Genomic DNA, 3391 nt, shown 5'->3' with positions numbered 1-3391 from the left:
ATTCGGGAATATTTGCATTGTTAAAAATGTTTGGTCACAATTTTAACTTGTTTTTACCGTAGTGGGTTTCTTTTTTGAAAATGGCTAAAGTCGAGCTTAGAATATGTCTCATTTCGCCAAGGAACTTCTGAAAGAGTTGTACCTAAATATTGCCTTTGCCCATCAGTAAAACCAATGCGTTGTTCTTCAATATCACTGGCACTATCCTTATAAAAACATATTAGTCGCTGTTCGTAGCCTTCATCATTTATTTCTATAAAACTCATGAATGGGTAGCGGTTTTCTATTTCATCTTCAACACTGCTCCCAATTATATCCATTTTTAAATACTTCATCCTTGCTTTTTAGCAATATAATCTAATACTTGTTTCAGGTGATTTTCAGTGATCCAGCCAAACATGATGTCATTTTTATCTTCCAAATAGGCTTCAGCAAAGAAGTTGAGATAGTGTTCATTAAATACATCAGGTAAGTTATTAAAATCTATCAAGTCTTCATCTTCTTCGTCTCTTTGTACTCCTAGCTCACCCAATAAATATTGGTTTACAGTAACCTCCCATACTTCATCAAAATCTTTTTTTGTAATTTCTACAGTAAATTGAAAAGAAAACCCTTTTTCACTTTCATATTTGTTGATCAAAAATACGCCTGTTTTGGAATAATTGGCAGGATTCCAAGGATATTCGGGCAACCAAGCTCCCTGATAGCAACCTTCTTCGTCTACAAAACTTATATATTCCCCACCTTCGCCATATTTTTCTCGGTAAAAGTTTAACCTTCGTTGTTCATAGCCTGCTTCATCGATTTCTATAAAGCTCATAAATGGCCAATGGTTGTCTATTTCATCTTCAACATTGCTCCCAATTATATCCATTTTTAAATATTTCATCCCTGTTTTTTAGCAATATAATCTAAGACTTGTTTCAGGTGACTTTCAGGGATATCGTCTTTGTAGTGAGTGTATGTTTCAGCTAGATACTCTAATTGTTCATCATTAAAAATTTCTGGCAATTTGTTAAAATCAATAAGAGGTTCTTCATCAAGTTCCGCATTACATTCCTCAAACAAGTATTTATCAACAACAGTCTCCCATACTTGCTCAAAACTATCTTTACTAATTTCTACAGTAAAGTTTATAGAAAAACCTGCTTCATCTTGATACTTATCAATTTGAAAAACACCTGTTTTAGAATAATTTTCTTCCTTATGAGCAACTTCTGCCATACATGTTCCCATATATTGCTTTTGACCATCCATAAAGCCTATATATTGACCATTATCCCCTTCATCATTACTTCTGTAGAAGCTTAATCTTCTTTTTTCATAACCATCATCATCTATTTCTACAAAGCTTGTGAAGGCATAATTAGAGGCTATTTCATGCTCGCCATCGTTGGATAAACGATCTAATTTTAAATATCTCATTGTTTTTATTTTTTTATATTTTCTCCACTTAAATCCATTCTAATTCTTGAGGTGATATCCCAATCGCTAGTACCTCTTATTAAATATACTTCTGACCTACCACCTACTCCTCGGTAAACATTTAAACCTGATACATCAATAGCAACACAATGAGTGAAACGACGAGTTTCGCTTGGGCTACCTACAAAATCTGTTGAAAGTTCTGTTAATTTTTTACTATTTTTAGCGTGGGTTGACAAATAATACCCACTACCAAAGTGAGCATGGTTAGGGGTTGAAGTTGTCAAAGAAGGACGTAGTATATTTAATTGTGTTGCGTTTTTAGTGGTTATGCCATCAAAGCCTGCTTTATTGGTATAGTGGTATAGAATGGTTCCTGATTTTGCAGGTCCTAAATTATACGTTTTGTATAATGCACCAGGAAGCCTTTCTGCTATTTTTTTAGGAATCCAAGCTGTACTTTTCTTATTCAATATCTCCAACGCCCCGTCTACCTCTTTAGAAAATTTCTCAAAAACCTCTTGGCTAATGATATTGCCGTTTTCATCCACGCATTTTTTTACCTCCGTAAGCAAGTCCTGCGGGTTTTGAAACCTCTTGTTGGGTATAATCTTAAATATACGATTGAGCAAAGGGTCATCCGCCTTGCTTAGTTTGCCTTGGGTAAAGGTAAGCCTTAAAAAAATATCTTCCGCATCTGCCTGCAAAACACCTCGGTTGGTAAGTGCATTGACAAACATTTGCAGAAACTAATGAAGGACGTAAAGATTTTGAAGCCTTTATTCCTCCAAATCCTGCTTGATTGGTGTACGTATAATGACTATATCCAATGCCTCATCATCAGGGAGATAGAAGATTTTCTTTACTTTCTAATGTTTCAAAATACGACAGCAAAATATCAAGATACCTATCAACTATCACATCTACATTACTGTAAACTTCACCACATAAGCTTTTTCTAAGGTAATAGCCACTATTTAACACACTTTTTGTTTGCTTGTTAAACTTTTTTGCGAAAACCTCCCCATCCTTATATTCAATTATTTCTTCATAATCATTCATCTGCTCCAGTATGTTAGTTAAGCCTACAAAGGCTCGTGTCCAGAGTTTGTATGTATTATGTATATCTGTATTATTACAGAATATTTGAGTAGCAATTCTACTCGAAAACCCAACAATCCCTAACCTTTTATATTCTTGGTTATCTAATAAACTAAGACGATTTGCTACTGGGGTATTTAATAGAAAAAAAGATGCATTCTTGTCAAGGTTTCTACTGACTGACAAATCTCTGAGTTCATCCAAACAATTATAATCAATAATGTTCCAATCGTTTATATTTAGGCTCTTTATTGGTTTCTGTGTTATATTGAGTGTAATACCTTTCCTGTATTTTCTGACCTTCTTTTTAACTTGCTTAAATACTTTAGCCTTAATTTTATCCTCAGAATCAACAACATAAAAAATATTTTTTTTCATAAAGTACCTTATTTAATAGATTCTAAAATATAGTATACTCCATACCCCTGATACATCAAATCCTCTCCTGTCAAATTTGTATATCTTGATTTTAAATCAGTTACCTCTTTGCTAGATAACACCTGTTTGATAGGGAATGAATTTGTATTGTTCAGTAATACTATGTTATCAGAAACCACTTCTTTTATGGCTTCCATTTTAACATTGTTAACAGCCCCTGTCGGAGGTAGTTTTGTAATTATTACGTGTTTTATTCTATGCCCTGACTGAATGTAGATGGTTTCAGCGTAACGAAATGCTGAAGTCAGTTTAAAGAGTTCATCGATTGTTTTATTTGGGTATGTTTTCACAAGCCAAGATAAATGTAAGTTTGCTTCTCTATTCATAATTGTTCCCATAGAGCTAACATTTAACAACATGTTCGCCATCCTCCATTTTAAAATCTGTGAATGGCTCCAATAGACAATGTATCTTTAAAATCTATTGG

General features: G+C 33.6%; 6 protein-coding genes. All 6 read right to left on the bottom strand.

Annotated elements, in window-relative coordinates; translation table 11 throughout:
• Positions 1–53: 53 nt before the first annotated feature.
• On the bottom strand, positions 54–320 hold the full coding sequence (locus Q0954_RS33350; RefSeq protein ID WP_299466209.1) for a hypothetical protein: 267 nt from the start codon (positions 318–320) through the stop codon (positions 54–56).
• Between the two features lie 11 nt (positions 321–331).
• Complete coding sequence (locus tag Q0954_RS33345) at positions 332–889, bottom strand: hypothetical protein (RefSeq protein ID WP_299466207.1); 558 nt, start codon at positions 887–889, stop codon at positions 332–334.
• Positions 886–1425: a hypothetical protein gene (locus Q0954_RS33340; protein ID WP_299466204.1), complete on the bottom strand. Its 540-nt coding sequence runs from the start codon at positions 1423–1425 to the stop codon at positions 886–888. The genes Q0954_RS33345 and Q0954_RS33340 overlap by 4 nt, the downstream gene beginning before the upstream one ends.
• A 5-nt stretch (positions 1426–1430) precedes the next feature.
• Positions 1431–1976, bottom strand: coding sequence for an HYD1 signature containing ADP-ribosyltransferase family protein (locus tag Q0954_RS33335; protein WP_299466201.1), 546 nt, complete (start codon positions 1974–1976; stop codon positions 1431–1433).
• 289 nt (positions 1977–2265) lie between these two features.
• Positions 2266–2904 (bottom strand): hypothetical protein, encoded by a 639-nt coding sequence (locus Q0954_RS33330; RefSeq protein WP_299466199.1) that lies wholly within the window; start codon positions 2902–2904, stop codon positions 2266–2268.
• An 8-nt stretch (positions 2905–2912) separates the two neighbouring features.
• Complete coding sequence (locus Q0954_RS33325; protein WP_299466196.1) at positions 2913–3323, bottom strand: hypothetical protein; 411 nt, start codon at positions 3321–3323, stop codon at positions 2913–2915.
• Positions 3324–3391 lie beyond the last annotated feature (68 nt).

This window comes from uncultured Microscilla sp. (assembly GCF_947493425.1).
Lineage (GTDB): Bacteria > Bacteroidota > Bacteroidia > Cytophagales > Microscillaceae > Microscilla.
Note: the sequence above shows the minus strand (reverse complement) of the source record. Positions and strands in the feature narration are given on the sequence as shown.